Genomic DNA, 16,130 nt, shown 5'->3' on the forward strand with positions numbered 1-16,130 from the left:
CATGTGCTGGGTTCCTTCGAGACCTATGGCGAGGGGCGGCGACGGTCCCCGTTGACCGTCAGCCGCCCCCGCTGTGCGCTTGGGGGTGGTGCCTACATCCGCTCGGGCGCCGTCACGCCCAGGAGCGTGAGGCCGTTGGCGAGCACGGTGCGCGTCGCCTCGACCAGCCAGAGGCGGGCGCGGTGCGTGTCGGTGAGCTCCTCGTCGCCCTTGGGCAGGAACATGCAGTTCTCGTACAGGCGGTGGTACTTGCCCGCGAGCTCCTCCAGGTAGCGCGCGACCCGGTGCGGCTCGCGCAGCTCGCCGGCCGTGGCCAGCACCCGCGGGAACTCCGCGAGGTGGCCGAGCACGTCGGACTCCCACTCGGTGGCCAGCAGCTCGGGCTTGAACTGCTCGGCCGTGCCCTTGTCCACGCCCAGCTCGGCGGCCTTGCGCGCCACGCCGCACATCCGGGTGTGGGCGTACTGGACGTAGAAGACCGGGTTCTCGGTGGTCTGGCTGGTCAGCAGGTTGATGTCCAGCGTGATCGTCGAGTCCGTGGAGGAGCGCGCCAGGGTGTAGCGGGCGGCGTCCACGCCGATCCACTCGACCACGTCGTCGATCGTGATGATGTTGCCGGCCCGCTTGGACATGCGGACCTCTTCGCCGTCGCGAAGCATCTTCACGAACTGGCCGATCTTCACCTCGATGTTGCGGTTCATGTCGTCGCCCGCGCAGGCCGAGATGGCCTTGAGGCGGTTGACGTAGCCGTGGTGGTCGGCGCCCAGCATGTAGAGCGCGACCTCGGCGCCGCGGTCCCGCTTGGACAGGTAGTACGCGGCGTCGGCGGCGAAGTAGGTCTTGTCGCCGTCGGCCTTGATCAGGACGCGGTCCTTGTCGTCGCCGAAGTCGGTGGTGCGCAGGAAGACCGCGCCCTCCTGCTCGAAGACGTGGCCCTGGTCGCGCAGCCGGTCGATGGCCTTCTCGACGGCGCCGGAGTCGTGCAGCGTCTTCTCCGAGAACCACACGTCGAAGTGGGTGCCGAACTCGTCCATCGAGCGCTTGATCTCGGCGATCATGAGCTTGAGGCCCTCGGTGCGGAAGACCTGCAGCTGCTCGGCCTCGGGCAGGTCGAGCACGCCGGGGACCGCCTCGGTGAGCGCCTTGGCGATGTCGACGATGTACTCGCCGACGTACCCGCCCTCGGGCACCTCGCGGCCGTTCGCGGCGGCCTGCAGCGAGGCGGCGAACTTGGTGATCTGCACACCGGCGTCGTTGAGGTAGTACTCGGTGGTGACGTCGGCGCCGGAGGCCCGCAGCACGCGCGCCAGCGAGTCGCCGACGGCGGCCCAGCGGACGCCGCCGATGTGGATCGGGCCGGTCGGGTTGGCGGAGACGAACTCCAGGTTGATCTTCAGGCCCTCGAGGGCGTCGTTGCGGCCGTAGGCCTCGCCCGCCTCGACGATGGTGCGCGCCAGCGCACCGGCGGTGGCGGTGTCCAGGGTGATGTTCAGGAAGCCCGGACCGGCGATGTCGACCTTGGCGACGCCGGTGATCCCTCGCAGGCGCTCGACCAGCAGTTCGGCAACGGCTCGCGGCGGCTTGCCGGCCGCCTTGGCGAGCTGGAGGGCCACGTTGGTCGCGTAGTCGCCGTGGTCCCTGTTCTTGGGCCGGTCGACCGTCACGTGCTCGGGCACGGCGACGGCCAGCTCGCCCGCCTCGACGGCGGAGCTCACGGCGGCCTGGATTGCCTGGGAAAGGTCTGCGGGGGTCACGACGCCAAGCGTAGGCGAGACGGGGTGCCCGCCCGCCACTCGGTTTACCTGTTGGGACGCCGCCGCGCCGTCGTTACGGGGTCTCAGCCGTGATCGGTGCGTTCTGTTCGCTCAGGGCGAACTGCGTCGGGCGGTCCGCCCGGCTGCCCCGCGAGCCGCATCAGCCGCCGGACCAGGGCCACCAGGTCGGCCGGGTCGAAGGGCTTGCCGAGATAGCCGTCCACCCCGACCGTCTCCCCCAGGTCGAGGTCCGCCGGGGTGCAGGCGCTCACGATCGCGATCGGGAGCCGGCAGGTGTCCGGGGTGGCGCGCAGCCGGGCCGCCGTCCGCAGGCCGTCCAGTCGCGGCATCACCACGTCCAGCGTGACCACGTCGGGCTGCACCCGGCGGATGACCTCCAGGCACTCGGCGCCGTCGGCGGCGGTCACCACCTCGAAGCCCTCGAGCTCCAGGTTGACCCTGATCAGCTGGCGGATCACCTCGCTGTCGTCCACCACGAGGACCCGCCCGGACACTCCCGACACCTCACCGAGGGTATCGGCGGCCCCGCCGCCCCGTCCGGCCTTTGGGCACTTCCGCTCCCCCGCCCCGCGACGCCGCCGGCGACGCCCGGACGATCTTCCGGAAACCCGTGCACGGACCACGTCCGAAGCCTGGTAGTGTTCTCCACGTCGGAAGCGCGAGCGACCGACAGGCCAACAGGCCCCCGTAGCTCAGGGGATAGAGCACCGCCCTCCGGAGGCGGGTGCGTAGGTTCGAATCCTACCGGGGGCACTCACGCAGCGATTGCGAGAGTGTAACCAAGGCCCAGTTCAGTGGAGTTGATCCACCGACCTGGGCCTTCGTCGTGTTTCCGGGCCCGTCCGGCCCGTCCGGCCCGTCCGGGACGGGCCCGTGGGCTCAGGAGGCGGCCGCCTCGGCCTGGGCGTACAGCTCGGCGATGGTGTGGTCGAAGTAGGCGCTGTACGAGATGTCGTCGGTGTCACCGCCCTGCTGGTAGCCGCCGATCGCGCCGACCACGTCGCCGGTGGCGGTGTCGATCCAGGGGCCGCCGCTGGTGCCGGACGGGTAGGCCGGGCAGTGCACGACCCGCTGGGAGGCGCTCTGCTGCGCGGTGGCGTTGGTGCACAGGACCGGCTCCTCGGAGTCGGCGGGGTAGCCGTAGAGGCGGACGGTCGCGTCGAAGGGCTCGTCGGCGCCCAGCCGGTTGCCGCCGACCACGTCCTCGACGTTGCGGCCGTTGTTGGGGGCGGTCTCCAGGATCGCGAAGTCCTCGGCCACGTCGCCCTTCCGGGACCAGTCGGCGGTGGTGTGGATCGCCGTCACCCGCCAGGTGCCGTACGGGGCGGAGCCGTCGCGGTAGCCGGGGGCGAAGGTGACGCCGTCGGTGCTGCTGAGGCAGTGCGCCGCGGTCAGCAGCAGGTTGCCGGTGGGGCTGTGCAGCACGCTGGCGGTGCAGAAGTGGTCGCCGGCCTCCGGGGCGCCGCTGAACAGCGCGCCGACGGTCTGGGACTCGCGGTCGCCGGTCGGGGCCGAGCGGGTGGTGCCGAGGGCGACGTCCGGGGTGGGGGTGGCCGTCGCGGGGGCGGCCGCCGGGGCGGCGTCCGAGGAGGGCGCCGGGGCCGCGACCGGGGCGGGCGGGGCGGACGCCGGGTCGGTGGCCGGGGGCGGCGCGGCGGCGGCCCGGGTGCTGCGGGCCGCCTTCCCGGCGGCCGTCGTGTCGGACAGGTCCAGCCCGTGCGTCCCGGTCAGCGCGACGGCGATCACCACCGCGGACAGCGCGGTGAACAGGGACGGGACCAGCAGTCCGCGGCGGCGGCGCGACGTCTGGCGGCGGTGCTTGCCCATGCCTGTTTCTCCTGCCGGGGCGATCGGGGGGCGGCCTTCGACCAACGACTATGGCGCCTCAGCCTGGTAGCGATGTGACGGGCTCCTGGGAGCTCGATGAGAAACCCGTCGACCGCCCGCGCCCCCCGGTGTCAGGATCCGGCGAGCACCGCGTCCAGTTCGTCGGCTCCGACGAAGGCGGTGTGCGTCCCGGCGGCGGTGCAGGCGAAGGCCCCGGCCACCGTACCGGCCCGGGCGCAGTCCAGCGGCGAGCGACTCCGGAACCACGCGTACAGGAATCCCGACACGAAGGCGTCGCCGGCGCCGTTGCTGTCCACCACCGGGCGGCCCGGGTCGACGGCGGGCAGGCGGCGCGGCGCGGGGTCGTCCCGGGTGAGCAGGTGGCAGCCCTCGGCGCCGGCGGTGGCGACGACCACCTGTGCGCGCCCTTCGGCGAGGATCGCCCGCATCACCTCCTCGTGCCGGCCGCGGCAGCCGGCCACCGAGAGGAAGACCAGGTCGGAGCCGAACGCGTAGTCGCGGTGGTACGGGTCGACGCCGTCCCAGTCGTGCAGGTCGGTGGAGGTGGTGCGGCCGAGGCGGCGCAGGTCGCCGTACATGTCCCGGTTGACGCCGGTGATGGACAGGTGGACGTGCCGGCTGCGCTCGGCGTACGGCAGGTAGAGGTCGCGCGGCAGCCGCAGGTCGGCGGGGTGGCGGCCGTCGAAGAAGGAGAACCGGCGGCCGTCCGCGTCCACCAGGTTGACCCCGCGCGGGGTGCCGTGCGGGCTCACCAGGTGGGCGAAGTGCAGGCCGTGGCGCGCGTAGTGGGCGCGGATCAGGTCGCCCTGGGCGTCGTCGCCGAGGAAGTCGACGAACGCGGTGCGCAGTCCGAGGTGGTGGGCGCCGAGGGCGACCCCGTTGCCGGTGTGGCCGACGTAGTCCCGCACCGGTTCGACGAGTTGCGAGTCCCCGGGCGGGATCTCCAGCCGCTCGACCCGGACGATGGTGTCCACCCCGGCGCCGCCGACGACGAGCAGGTCGAACTCGGGCAGCATGGCGCCTCCTTGATCCTTGAACGGTGCCGGGAGTCAAGCAGGCGCCGGAGGTTGACTGCAAGACTTGCTGCAAATTTCAGTCGACCGGTGGTCCGTCCACCACGTGCGCCGTGGACGCCGCCTCCGCTGCCTCCGCCTGCGCACCGACCGGGACGACGGTGGCCTCGCCGGGCGTCGGCCGGTGGTCGATCACCAGCACCGCGACCAGCGCGGCCGCCAGCAGGACGCCCATCGCCACCCAGGTCGCGACCACGTAGCCGTGCACGGCGCCCTGGGCCCGCACCGCCGGGTCGGAGGCGATCCGGGCGGCCAGGAAGCTCGCGGTGGCGCTCGCGGCGACCGTGTTCAGCAGCGCGGTGCCGACCGAACCACCCACCTGCTGAGCCGAGTTGAGGGTGGCCGCGGCCGCGCCGGCCTCGTTCGGGGCGACTCCGAGGGTGGCCAGGCTCATCGCCGGTGTGAACACCAGGCCCATGCCGACGCCGATCAGCAACTCGGCCGGCAGCACCAGGGCGGCCCACGGGCTGTCCACCCGCATCCGGGTCAGCCAGGCCATGCCACTCGCGGCCAGCAGCAGCCCGGGGCCGACCAGGACCCGGGTCGGCACCCTGGTCATCATCCGGGCCGCGAAGCCCGTCGAAGTCAGCACGACGGAGACCGTCATGGGCAGGAAGGACAGCCCGGACACGATCGGCGAGAAGTGCTTGATGACCTGGAGGTAGTACGTCAGGAACAGGAACGTGCCGAACATGCCGACCATCGCCAGGCCCACCGAGAGCGCGCCGCCGCCGCGGTTGCGGTCGGCGACGATGTGCACCGGCAGCAGCGGGTGCGCGGTGCGCCGCTCGACCAGGACGAACGCCGCGAGCAGCAGCACGCCCAGGGCCAGCGAGCCGATCACCAGAGCGTCGCTCCAGCCCCTGGTCACGGCCTCGGAGGTGCCGTGGACGATCGCCAGCAGGCCGCCGCAGCCGAGCAGCGCCCCGGGCAGGTCCAGCGGCATCCGGCGGCCCTTCTCCACGTGGTCGCGCTTCAGCAGGTGGAACGCCGCGAAGGCGGCGACGACGGCGATCGGCACGTTGACGAACAGGCACCAGCGCCAGTCCAGGTACTCGGTCAGCAGACCGCCGGCGATGAGGCCGATCGCGGAGCCGCCGCCGGCGATCGCGCCGAAGACGCCGAAGGCCGTACCGCGTTCGCGCGGATCGGAGAAGGCGGTGGAGAGCAGCCCCAGCGCGGAGGGCGCGAGCAGGGCGGCGAACGCTCCCTGGAGGGCACGGGCACCGAAGAGCATGGCGGGGCCGACCGCCGCGCCGCCGAGGGCGGAGGCGAGGGCGAAGCCCAGCAGGCCGACGGTGAAGACGCGCTTGCGGCCGAAGAGGTCGCCCAGCCGGCCACCGAGCAGCAGCAGACCGCCGAAGGCGAGCGTGTAGGCGGTGATCACCCACTGCCGGTCGGCGTCCGAGATGCCCAGCTCCCGCTGGGCGGACGGCAGTGCGATGTTCACGATGGTGACGTCGAGGACGATCATGAGCTGGGCGGTGGCGATGACGGCCAGCGCCCACCAGCGGCGACGGTCCGCGTCCTCATGACCGGTGACGGTTTGCGCAGTCACAGGCCGGGCCTTCCGGTGTGGGGGCGGAGAGGTCACGCATTCGCCTTCCAGCCAAACTCCGGCCGGGACGGACCGCAAGGCAAAACCTCGCCGAACCGGACCTTTGGGACAAAAGAACCAGGCCCCCGGGACTCCGGACCGAGTCCCGGGGGCCTGGTTCCCCCGATCGCGGCTACCGTGTGTGCCCCGGCCCGCTCAGCGCACCGTCACCGGGGCGCACCCGTCACAGCGCCGACAGCTCCTCGACCAGGTCGTCCAGCCCCAGCGAACCCTGCGAGAGCGCCGCCATGTGCCAGGCCTTGAGGTCGAACTCCTCGCCGCGCGCCTCGTGCGCCGCCTTCGCCGCCGCCCGCCCCCGCAGCCAGGCGCGCTCGCCGAGCTTGTAGCCGATCGCCTGGCCGGGCAGGCCCAGGTAGCGGACCAGCTCGCTGTCCAGGAACTCGGCGGACAGGCCGCAGTACAGGCCGAAGAACTCCCGGGCGTGCTCGGGGCCGACCGGCTCGCCCGGCCGGTACGGGGAGTCCGCCGGGAAGTCCATGCCCACGTGCATGCCGATGTCGACGATGACCCGCAGCGCGCGCATCATCTGCGCGTTGAGGTAGCCCAGGCGGTGGCCCGGGTCGGTGAGGTAGCCGAGCTCGTCCATCAGGCGCTCGGCGTACAGCGCCCAGCCCTCCAGGTTGGCGCTGACCCCGCCGAGGCTCACCTGGTAGGTGGAGAGCCGGTCGGCGACGTAGTTCCACTGCGCGAGCTGGAGGTGGTGGCCCGGCACGCCCTCGTGGTACCAGGTGGAGACCAGGTCCCAGACCGGGAAGCGGTCCCGGCCGACCAGCGGCAGCCAGGTCCGCCCCGGGCGGCTGAAGTCCAGCGAGGGCGCGGTGTAGTACGGCGCGGCGGCGCTGCCGGCCGGCGCGATCCTCGACTCGACCCTGGTGACCGGCTCGGCCAGGTCGAAGTGGGTGCCCTGGAGGTCCCCGATGGCCTGGTCCATCAGGCCCTGGAGGTACTCCCGGGCGGCCTCGGCGCCCTCGATGGCCGGGCCGTCGGACTCCAGCCACTGCATCGCCGCCAGCGGGCCCGCGCCCGGCAGGACCTTCTCGGCCTCGACCTCCATCTGCGCCAGCAGGTCGTGGAACTCGCTCCACGCCCAGGCGTAGGCCTCGTCCAGGTCCAGGTCGGCACCGGTCCAGTAGCGCACCCAGCGGGCGTAGCGCTCCCGGCCCGCGGTGTCCGGGGCGCCGGCCACGGCCGGGCCGTACACGTCGCGCAGCCAGTCGCGCAGCTCGGCCAGCGCGTCGGCGGCGGCCACCGCGTGCTTCGACAGCTCGGGCCGCAGCGACTCCGGCGCGCCCTGGACGAACTGACCGAACCACGCACCGGGAATCCGCTCCTGCGCGGGCGCGTCCTCCCCCAGCCACTCGGCGAACTGCCCGAGCACCGTGGCCACCTGGCGCGGGCCGGACAGCAGCCCGCGCTCGACGCCCTCGGCCAGCGTCTGCCGGTACTGCTCGAACGCCACCGGGATCCTCGCCATGCGGCGGCCGATCACCTGCCACTCGGCCTCGGTGTCGGTGCCCATCAGCGTGAAGGACTCCCGCAGGTCGTGCACCGGGGACCCGAGGTTGCGCAGCGAGCGGAAGCTCTCCCCCGCCTCGTGGACGGCGAGTTCGGCGGACAGCCGCTCGCGCAGCAACCGGGCGCAGCGGCGCTCCGCCTCGTCCTCGGCGGCACCGGCCCGCTCGGCCTCGTCGAGCTTCGCCAGGGTGCGGCGGGCGAGGTCGGCCACGGCCTCGGGGCCGGCCGGGGAGAGGTCGGGCAGCCGGTCGTCGTCGAGGTTGAGGCCGAGGTAGACCGCGGTCAGCGGGTCGAGGTCGGCCAGTTCGCGGACGTGGTCGTCGGCGATGCGGCGGGGGGTGGCGCCGTCGGCGGTGATCAGTTCTACAGACATTCCGCCATCATTGCGTGGCACCGCCGCATTGCAACCCCTTTGCGAGCGGGGTTCGTCTGCGAAAATCCGTTCGGCCCGACAGGACCGGATCGGCCCGACGCCGATTACGCTTGGCCGCCATGGAAGCCAGCCCCACTTCGGCAGGTCAGGCACCCGTTCCGGCCGCGTCCGAGCCGCGTCCGCGCCGCACCGGCTACCGGCGGTTGCCGGTCCAGCAGCGGCGCGAGCAGCTGATCGCGGTCGCCCTGGAGCTGTTCGCCTCCCGGCCGCCCGAGGAGGTCGGCCTGGACGACGTCGCCGAGGCCGCCGGGGCCTCCCGCCCCCTGGTGTACCGCTACTTCGCGGGCGGCAAGCAGCAGTTGTACGAGGCCGCGCTGCGCACCGCGGCGGACGAGCTGACCAGCCGCTTCGCGGTACGGGTGAGCGGGACGCCGTCCGAACAGCTGTCGACGGTGCTGGACGGCTACTTCGCCTTCGTCGCCGAGCACGACGCGGGCTACTCGGCGCTGCTGCGCGGCGGTTCGGTGGTGGAGACGGCCCGCACCTCGGCGATCGTGGACGACGTCCGGCGGGCGGCGCTGCGCCGGACGCTGCGTCACCTGGGCGTGCGGGAGGCCGGTCCGCGGCTGACGCTGCTGGTGCGCTCCTGGATCGCGGTGGTCGAGGGGGCGTCGCTGAGCTGGCTGGACGAGGGGCGCGCACTGCCGGTGGCGGAGCTGCGCGACTGGCTGGTGGACCAGTTCACCGCGATGGCGGCGGCGACGGCACTGCACGACCCGCAGACGGCCGAGGTGCTGGCGGGGGTGCTGGCGCTGGAGGGGCCGCGGCCGGAGCGGGCGGAGCGGCTGCGTGCGGTGCTCGGCGGCTGAGTGAGGCCCCCGACCCCGTGCCCGGGGGTCGGGGCGGCCCGCGCCGTTCCGCCAGGCGGATTCCGCCCGGCGGGCCGCCGACCCCGGTCACCCGCCGAGCAGCGCCCCCAGGCTCGCCGCCTCGCCGGCCCGCGGCCGGCCCGGTCCCGACCTCGCGACCTCCCGCTGCCAGTGCGCGAGGTCGCGCCGAGCGTCCGCCCTGGCCTCCGGGGTGGCGCCGGGCGCCCGGGTCAGCTCGTCCAGCAGGTCGACGGCGGCGCCGGGGCTGCCGTCCGCGGCCAGCCAGAGGGCCAGGTCGTGGCAGGTGCGCAGGGTACGCGGGTCCTGCGGGCCGCAGATCCGGGCGAAGGCGGGGACGAGCGCGGTGAGGATCTCCACCGCCTCCGCCGTCTCGCCCGCCTCGCCGTGCCGCCAGGCCCGGTCGGCCCGCCGGCGCAGCTGCTCCGGGCTGGGATCCTCCGGGCGAAGCATCCCGGGCCGGATGCCACGCAGCCGTTCCAGCACCTCGGCGGCGCCGGACGGCCGCTGTTCGGGCCGCTTGGCGAGCAGCTCGGCGATCAGCCCGGCCAGTGCCGGGTCCTTGCCGCGCACCGGGGGCGGGACCTCCTCCAGGTGCTTGTACATGTACTCGGCGGCCGAGGCGGCGCGGAACGGGCGCGCGCCGGTGCAGGCCTCGTACAGCATGATGCCGAGGGCGTAGAGGTCGGCCCGGCCGTCCACCGTGCCACCGGACCAGCACTCGGGGGCCAGGTACGGGACGGTGCCGACCACGTTGCCGGTGGAGGTGAGCCGGACGGTCTGGGTGACCAGTCGGGCGATGCCGAAGTCCAGGACCTTGGCCCGCTCCCCCTCCTGCGCGATCATGACGTTCTCGGGCTTGATGTCCCGGTGGACGATCCCCGAGCGGTGCGCGGCGTCCAGCGCCTTGCACACGTGCCGCATCCAGCGCAGCGCCTGCTTGTGGTCCGGCCGGCCGGCCTTGAGCACCTCGGACAGCGCCCGGCCGCGGACCAGCTCCATGACCAGGTACGGGATCTTCCCCGAGCCGGCCTCGGTCCACCCGTAGTCGTACACCGTCACGATGTGCGGATTGTTGAGGCCGCCGGCCGTCCGGGCCTCGCGGACGAAGCGGCTGACCGCCTCCCGGTCGGTGGCGTGCTCGGCGAGCAGCACCTTGACCGCGACCTCCCGGTCGATGGTGGTGTCGGTCGCCCGCCAGACCACGCCGAAACCGCCCCTTCCCAGCTGCTGCTCCAGCCGGAAGCGACCGCCGAGCACCTCGCCCTTCTCCATGCCCTCCCCCAACTCGACCGCGCCCGCCCGGCGTTCGCCGTCGGAGGGGTCACCATAGCGGCGGGTGGGGACGAACGGGTGAACGACCGCGGGCCGGTGTGCCCGGATCCCGCTACGGCTTGGCCTTGGGCAGGCCGGGCGGGTTGATCTCGGACTTCCGCACCGCCTCGCCGTCCAGGCCCCAGCGCTTGAGCACCTGCCCGTACGTGCCGTTCGCGATCACCTCGTCGATCGCCCCGTTCAGCGCCCTGACCAGCCCGTTGTCCTTCCGGGTGGTCGCCGCGATCTTGCCGAGGACGTCCGCGCCGCCGCCCGAGTAGGTGCCGACGACCTCGGTCTCGCCGGTCTGCACGGCGTGGAAGGCCAGGCTGGGGTTGGGGCCGCTGTAGGCCTCGATCCGGCCGGAGGCGAGCGCCAGGTAGTACTCGGTGCCCTGGAAGTACTTGATGTCGATCGGCTTGAGGCCGTTCCTGACGTTCTCCTCGCTCCAGGAGACCAGCAGCTTCTCCTGGTTGGTGCCGGTGGCGACGCCCACCGACCTGCCGGCGAGGTCCTTGGCGCCGGTGACCTTGAGGCCGCTGCCCTTCTTCGCCTCGAAGCCCAGGACGTCCAGCCGGTAGGTGGCGAAGTCGTACTTCTCCTTGCGCTCCTCGGTGACGGTGATGTTGGAGACGCCCACGTCGTACTTGCCGCTGTCCAGGCCGACGAAGATGTTCTCCCAGGAGACCGTGTCGTACGCGACCTTGAGGCCCAGGACGTCGCCGATCAGCGAGGCGAGGTCCGGCTCGACGCCGATGATCGTCTTGTCGTCGTCGGCGTAGAAGCCCAGCGGCGGGATGCTGCCGACCGAGCCGACGACGGCCAGCGTCCCCTTCTTTCTGATCTCCTCCGGGACGAGCGCGGCGATCGCGTCGACCTTGGGGGTGGTGACCCGGTTCTGGTTCGGCGACAGGTTCACCACCGTGCCGTTCGGCGCGGTGCTGCCCTTGGCCGGGGCGGGGCCCGCCGCACCGGTGGCACTGCCGCCGCAGCCGGCCAGGACGAGGGCGGCGGCGAGCGTGCCGGCGGCGGCCACCAGGGCACGACGGGGTAGGGACATGGCGGAACTCCTGTTCGGTGAAAGGGGATTGAGAGAAAGCGGAAGGGTCAGAGGACCTTGGCCAGGAAGGCCCGGGTGCGCTCGTGCCGCGGCCGGTCCAGGACCTCGGCGGGCGGGCCCTGCTCGACCACCACGCCGCCGTCCATGAAGACCACGGTGTCGGCGACCTCGCGGGCGAAGCCGATCTCGTGGGTGACCACGATCATCGTGGTGCCGCTGCGGGCCAGGTCCTTGATGACGTCCAGCACCTCGCCGACCAGCTCCGGGTCGAGCGCCGAGGTCGGCTCGTCGAACAGCAGCACCTTCGGCTCCAGCGCCAGCGCCCGGGCGATCGCCACCCGCTGCTGCTGCCCGCCGGACAGCTGCCGGGGGTAGGCGGCGGCCTTGTCGGCCAGCCCGACCCGCTCCAGCAGCGCCAGCGCCGTCGCCCTGGCCTCGGCCCTGGGGCGGCGCAGCGCGGCGACCGGCGCCTCGACCAGGTTCTCCAGCACGGTGAGGTGCGGGAACAGGTTGAAGTTCTGGAACACGAAGCCGATGCCGGTGCGCTGGCGCAGCACCTCGCGCTCCCTGAGCTCGTACAGCCGGTCGCCGGAGCGCCGGTAGCCGATCAGCTCGCCGTCGATGGCGACGTGGCCGCGGTCGAGCTTCTCCAGGTGGTTGATCGCGCGCAGCAGGGTGGACTTGCCGGAGCCGGACGGGCCGAGCACCACGGTCACCGAGCCGGCCGGGACGTCCAGGTCGACCCCGCGCAGCACCTCCAGCCGGCCGAAGCTCTTGTGCAGGCCGCGGACCTGCACCATCGGGGCGGCCGGGGCCGGGGCGGGCTTCGTCAGGGCGGTCACGACTGTCCTCCGGAGGTACGGGCGGCGGCGGGCCGGGTGCGGTCGGGCAGGCTCCGGGCGAAGGCCCGGACGCGCTGCCACGGGGTGGGCGGCGGGGTGCGTTCGGCGCCGCGGGCGAAGTGGCGCTCGACGTAGTACTGGCCGATCGAGAGCACGGTGGTCAGCAGCACGTACCAGACGGTGGCGACCATCAGCAGCGGCACCACCCGGCCGGTGCGGCCGTAGATGACCTGCGCCTGGTAGAAGAGCTCGCCGATGGCCATCACGTAGACCACCGAGGTGCCCTTGAGCAGGGAGATCACCTCGTTGGCGGCGGCCGGCAGGATGCCCCGCATGGCCTGCGGCAGCACGATCCGCCACCCCTGGCGCCAGCGCGGGATGCCGAGCGCGGCGGCGGCCTCCCGCTGGCCGGCGTCCACCGCGATGACGCCGCCGCGGATGATCTCGGCGGCGAACGCGGCCTGGTGCAGCCCGAGGCCGAGCACCGCCGCGCCGAGCGCGCCGAGCACCCCGACCGTCTCCACGTCGCCGAAGGTCGGGCCGAACGGGATGCCGATCCCGAACCGCTTGTACAGGTAGGAGAGGTTGAACCAGAACACCAGCTGGACGATCAGCGGGATCGAGCGGAACACCCACACGTAGGCCCAGGCGACGGACCGCAGGATCGCGCTGCGGGACAGCCGCATCGCGGCCACCACGGTGCCCAGCAGGAAGCCCAGCACCGTGCCGTAGGCGGTGAGTTCGAGGGTCCGCCCGATCGCCCGGAGGATGGTGTCGGCGGTGAAGTAGAGCCGGAAGGTGGCCCAGTCCCAGCCGGGGTTGGTGGCCAGGCCGTGGGCGAACTGGGCGAGCACGACCAGAGCGGCGATCCCGAGGGCCCAGCGCCAGGGGTGCCGGGCCGGGACGGTCCGCAGGCCGGCCAGTTCGTCGAGGTCGAGGTCGGGGGCGGCCGCCGGCCTCGACGGGGCGGGCGGTGCTTCGGTGCTGACGGTCATCAGAGATCTCCTGGGACGGGGGCGGCGCTCAGGCGTGCTCGGGCGGGCTGATCCGCGATTCCGTGATCGCCGACTCGGTGACCCCCCACTTGCGCAGGATCCGCTCGTACGTCCCGTCCTTGATCAGCTGGTTGACCGCCGCCTGCAGCGCCGGGGCGAGCTTCGAGCCCTTCTTCAGGGCGAAGCCGACGTCGAGGCGGTGGAACTCGCCGAGGAAGCGGGTGCCGGAGGCCTCCTGGGCGGCCTGGTGGCGCAGGCCGTTGATGGTGGACATCTCGACGTCCACCCGGCCCTGCTGGAGGCTGGTCAGCAGGGCGCCGCTCTCGCTGAACGCCTTGACCTCGTACGGCTTCCTCCCGGCGTCGACGCAGACGCCGCGCCGGCTGTTGAGGGTGGTCTCGAAGGTGGTGCCGGCGCCGGTGCCGACGGTCAGTCCGCACAGCTGGACCAGGTCGGTGACCGGCTGGATCGCGGTGTTGTCCTTGCGCACCGCGAAGCCCTGGCCGTCGTCGATGTAGGTGACGAAGTCGATGGTCTTCAGCCGGGCCGTGGTGACCCCGAAGTTGCCGGTGCCGACGTCGTACTTCCCGCTGTCCAGGGCGGGCAGGATGGTCTCGAAGGCGGCCTCCTCGCGCTGCACGGTCAGGCCGAGCAGCCGGGCGACGGCGTCGGTGAGGTCCACGTCGATCCCGGCGGGCTTCTTGGTGACCTGGTCGAGGTAGAAGGCGCTGGGCGGCGTGCCGAAGGACGAGCCGAACTTCAGCGTGCCGGCCCTGCGGACCTCCTCGGGCAGCAGCGCGGCGGCGGCGTCCGACCTGGTGAGGCCGGAGACGAGGTCCTCGGTGGCGGCGGACGGGCCGCCCGCCACCGCCGCGCCCGCGATCTTCGGGTCCGAGCCGCAGGCGGCCAGGGTCAGGGCCAGGACCGGCAGCAGGGCGGTGGTCGCGAGCAGGCGGCGGCGGGCGGTGCTGGTTCTCACGGGGGGCCTTTCAGGGGGTCGGGGCCAGGACGGGCGGCTGCGCCGCGCCGGCGGGCAGCCGCTTCTCGAAGGGGAGCGGGCCGATGGTCAGGGGGTCGGCCGAGACGTCGAACAGCGGGGCGTAGCCGGCCGCCAGGTAGAGGTTCACGGCCTCGGGCTGGCGCGGCCCGGTGGTCAGGTGGATCCGGGTGTAGCCGGCCGCGGCGGCCGTCCGCTCCAGCTCGGCCAGCACCCGGCGGGCCAGGCCCCGGCGGCGGTGCGCGGAGTGCGTCCACATCCGCTTCACCTCGGCGGTGTGCTCGTCGTAGCGCTTGTACGCGCCGCCGGCCACCGGCTCGCCGTCCTCCAGCAGGAGCAGCAGCACACCGTGCGGCTCGGCGAAGGCCTCGGCCGGGTAGCGGGTCATCTCCTCGCGGCCCTCGGGGCCGTACCGGGTGACGTACTCGTGGGTGAGCTCGCGCAGCAGCGGCTCGACCAGCGGGTCGTCGATCGCGACCCGGCGGAACCCGGACCGGGCGGCCGCGCTCACGCCTGCGCCGCGATCAGCTGGTGGCGGTCGCGCTCGGCGCGCTCGGCCGCGGCGGCGTCCCGCTTGGCGACCTCCTCGCGGACGATCGGGATGACGTACCGGCCGAAGTCGATCGCGTCGTCCAGCAGGTCGTAGCCGCGCGCGGAGAGGATGTCCACGCCGAGGTCGTAGTAGTCGAGCAGTGCCTGGGCGACCGTCTCCGGGGTGCCGACCAGGGCGTTGGAGTTGCCCGCCCCGCCGGTGGCGGCGGCCGTCGGGGTCCACAGCGCGCGGTCGTAGCGCTCGCCGGCCTCGGCGATCTCCAGCAGCCGCCGGGAGCCGGCGTTCTCGGGTGCCGCGGCCCCGGGCGTCCCGGCGTCGGGCGCCGCGGTGCCCGGAGCCCCCGGCCGGCCGGAGCCCCGGCGGGCCCTGATCGCGGCCACCGTCCGGTGCGCCTTCTCCCAGGCCAGCTCCTCGGTCGGCGCGATGATCGGCCGGAACGCCACCTGGATCCGCGGCACGTCGGTGCGCCCGGCGGCCCGCGCCGCCTCCTTCACCCGCTCGATCTGCTCGGCGGTGCGGGCCAGCGGCTCGCCCCAGAGGCAGTAGATGTCCGCCTCGGCTCCGCCGGCCGCGTAGGCCGCGTCCGAGGAGCCGCCGAAGGAGACGGCCGGGCGCGGCTGCTGGACGGGGAAGACGTCCGAGACGAAGTCGTTGAAGCGGTAGTGCGGGCCCTCGTGGTCGAAGGGCTCCCGGCTGGTCCAGGCCTTCTTGACGATGCCGATGTACTCGCGGGTGCGCTCGTAGCGCTGGTCCTTGGTCAGGAAGTCGCCCTCGCGCTGCTGCTCGTGGTCGTTGCCGCCGGTGATGAAGTGCACGGTCAGCCGGCCGTCGCTGATCCGGTCGAGGGTCGCGAAGGTCTTGGCCGCGAAGGTCGGGTAGGAGACGTTCGGCCGGTGCGCCAGCAGGATCTGCAGGCGCTCCAGGTGCGAGGCGAGGTAGGCCGCCGCGGCCGCCGGCTCCGGGGTGCCGGCCCCGTACGCGAAGAGCACCCGGTCCCAGCCGTGGTCCTCGTGCGCCCGGGCCAGCCGCAGGGTGTAGTCGCGGTCGAAGGCGGCGGTGGTGCGGGCGGTGGTCTCCGAACCGTCGCCGGTGGCGGCGATGCCGAGGAATTCGACGGGCATGGCGGAACCTTTCGGGTGGGTGGAAGCCCGTCGGGCCGCGGGCGGGTTGCGGGCGGGCCGCAAGCGGGCTGCGGGTGGACTGACCGGAGGCGGCCGCGGCGGGGCGGCCGTCGGACGGGTGACGGGTGACGCGAGGGCGTACGGGAGGGACTGCCGGAG

Annotated in this window: 14 protein-coding genes and 1 tRNA gene; 2 read left to right on the forward strand and 13 right to left on the reverse strand. The window is 73.3% G+C overall.

All coding sequences use genetic code 11. The features are described 5' to 3' along the window. Nucleotides 1–92 precede the first annotated feature (92 nt). Nucleotides 93–1,754, reverse strand: coding sequence for an arginine--tRNA ligase (gene argS / locus ACZ5OX_RS14695; RefSeq protein WP_465630212.1), 1,662 nt, complete (start codon nt 1,752–1,754; stop codon nt 93–95). A gap of 83 nt (nt 1,755–1,837) precedes the next feature. Beyond that, nucleotides 1,838–2,269 carry a response regulator gene (locus tag ACZ5OX_RS14700; protein ID WP_392874207.1) on the reverse strand — a complete coding sequence of 144 codons (432 nt, stop codon included), beginning with the start codon at nt 2,267–2,269 and terminating at the stop codon, nt 1,838–1,840. A 187-nt stretch (nt 2,270–2,456) separates the two neighbouring features. Between ACZ5OX_RS14700 and ACZ5OX_RS14705 the strand changes: the two genes are divergently transcribed. Then, nucleotides 2,457–2,528, forward strand: a tRNA-Arg gene (locus ACZ5OX_RS14705). A 126-nt stretch (nt 2,529–2,654) separates the two neighbouring features. Here the strand turns inward: ACZ5OX_RS14705 and ACZ5OX_RS14710 are convergent. From ACZ5OX_RS14710 to ACZ5OX_RS14725, 4 genes are all read right to left on the reverse strand, one after another. After that, complete coding sequence (locus tag ACZ5OX_RS14710; protein ID WP_465630213.1) at nt 2,655–3,602, reverse strand: trypsin-like serine peptidase; 948 nt, start codon at nt 3,600–3,602, stop codon at nt 2,655–2,657. Between the two features lie 131 nt (nt 3,603–3,733). After that, the gene (locus ACZ5OX_RS14715; protein WP_465630214.1) at nt 3,734–4,639 is read right to left on the reverse strand and encodes a carbohydrate kinase family protein; all 906 of its coding nucleotides are present in this window, start codon (nt 4,637–4,639) and stop codon (nt 3,734–3,736) included. A 76-nt stretch (nt 4,640–4,715) separates the two neighbouring features. Beyond that, the gene (locus ACZ5OX_RS14720) at nt 4,716–6,254 is read right to left on the reverse strand and encodes an MFS transporter (protein WP_465630215.1); all 1,539 of its coding nucleotides are present in this window, start codon (nt 6,252–6,254) and stop codon (nt 4,716–4,718) included. 223 nt (nt 6,255–6,477) lie between these two features. Next, entirely contained in the window at nt 6,478–8,202 is a 1,725-nt protein-coding gene (locus tag ACZ5OX_RS14725) for a DUF885 domain-containing protein (RefSeq protein WP_465630216.1), read from the reverse strand. 119 nt (nt 8,203–8,321) lie between these two features. Between ACZ5OX_RS14725 and ACZ5OX_RS14730 the strand changes: the two genes are divergently transcribed. Then, entirely contained in the window at nt 8,322–9,071 is a 750-nt protein-coding gene (locus ACZ5OX_RS14730; RefSeq protein WP_392873157.1) for a TetR/AcrR family transcriptional regulator, read from the forward strand. A gap of 87 nt (nt 9,072–9,158) precedes the next feature. Here ACZ5OX_RS14730 and ACZ5OX_RS14735 read toward each other — a convergent pair whose 3' ends face one another. The 7 genes from ACZ5OX_RS14735 to ACZ5OX_RS14765 form a co-directional block, all read right to left on the reverse strand. Beyond that, on the reverse strand, nt 9,159–10,364 hold the full coding sequence (locus ACZ5OX_RS14735) for a serine/threonine-protein kinase (protein WP_465630217.1): 1,206 nt from the start codon (nt 10,362–10,364) through the stop codon (nt 9,159–9,161). A 112-nt stretch (nt 10,365–10,476) separates the two neighbouring features. Then, nucleotides 10,477–11,463, reverse strand: a complete 987-nt coding sequence (locus ACZ5OX_RS14740; RefSeq protein WP_465630218.1) for an ABC transporter substrate-binding protein — start codon at nt 11,461–11,463, stop codon at nt 10,477–10,479. 47 nt (nt 11,464–11,510) lie between these two features. Beyond that, nucleotides 11,511–12,263 (reverse strand): amino acid ABC transporter ATP-binding protein, encoded by a 753-nt coding sequence (locus ACZ5OX_RS14745; protein ID WP_402401846.1) that lies wholly within the window; start codon nt 12,261–12,263, stop codon nt 11,511–11,513. A gap of 38 nt (nt 12,264–12,301) precedes the next feature. Then, on the reverse strand, nt 12,302–13,300 hold the full coding sequence (locus ACZ5OX_RS14750; RefSeq protein WP_465630219.1) for an amino acid ABC transporter permease: 999 nt from the start codon (nt 13,298–13,300) through the stop codon (nt 12,302–12,304). Between the two features lie 28 nt (nt 13,301–13,328). Continuing rightward, complete coding sequence (locus ACZ5OX_RS14755) at nt 13,329–14,279, reverse strand: ABC transporter substrate-binding protein (protein WP_465630220.1); 951 nt, start codon at nt 14,277–14,279, stop codon at nt 13,329–13,331. Between the two features lie 10 nt (nt 14,280–14,289). Next, nucleotides 14,290–14,808 carry a GNAT family N-acetyltransferase gene (locus ACZ5OX_RS14760; protein ID WP_465630221.1) on the reverse strand — a complete coding sequence of 173 codons (519 nt, stop codon included), beginning with the start codon at nt 14,806–14,808 and terminating at the stop codon, nt 14,290–14,292. Next, a complete protein-coding gene (locus tag ACZ5OX_RS14765) occupies nt 14,805–15,971 on the reverse strand; it encodes an LLM class flavin-dependent oxidoreductase (RefSeq protein WP_465630222.1) in 1,167 nt (388 codons plus the stop codon). Before ACZ5OX_RS14765 ends, ACZ5OX_RS14760 begins: the two co-directional genes overlap by 4 nt. Nucleotides 15,972–16,130: the final 159 nt, after the last annotated feature.

The organism is Kitasatospora sp. NPDC032121 (genome assembly GCF_055580145.1).